The sequence below is a fragment of the Mesorhizobium sp. P5_C1 genome (assembly GCF_054049815.1).
Map to the genome: position 1 here is coordinate 1 of NZ_JBFULQ010001413.1, position 531 is coordinate 531.

The 531-nt window shown below is 55.0% G+C and carries 1 protein-coding gene; it reads left to right on the top strand.

From position 1 onward, the window contains the following. Positions 1-531: AAA family ATPase (locus ACXJ7R_RS36100; RefSeq protein WP_457155942.1), on the top strand; the 531-nt coding region annotated here is incomplete at both ends.

Sequence of the window (531 nt, forward strand, 5' to 3'; positions counted from 1 at the left end):
CGGAGAAGGCCGCCAAGAAGGTCACCGAGGCGAACCGTGCAAAAGCCCGCGAGGACTTAGATAGATATCGCCAGACAATTTTCCCGACGTATGAGACTTCCATCAATGACTATCTCCGGCGCTTCAATGCGGGCTTTCGGATCGCTCAGTTCTCATCGGTCAACAACCGTGCTGGCTCGTCGGCATCATACTCCGTCGTGATAAACCAGCAGCATGTCGACATCTCAGCGGGACACGGACCTTCGTTTCGGAACACGCTGAGCGCCGGTGATCGAAATACGCTGGCCTTGGCTTTCTTCTTCGCCTCGCTAGAGCAGGACGCCAATCTGGCTAAGACGGTAGTGATAATTGATGATCCGATGACCAGCCTAGACGAAAATCGTTCGTTGACAACGAAACAGGAGCTGCGGCGCCTCTATTCTCGCGTCGCTCAAGTCGTGGTTCTGTCTCACTCAAAGCCATTCCTATGCTCCCTTTGGGAAGGGGCAGATACGAATACGCGCTCAGCGTTTCGCATAGGCCGCGCCAACG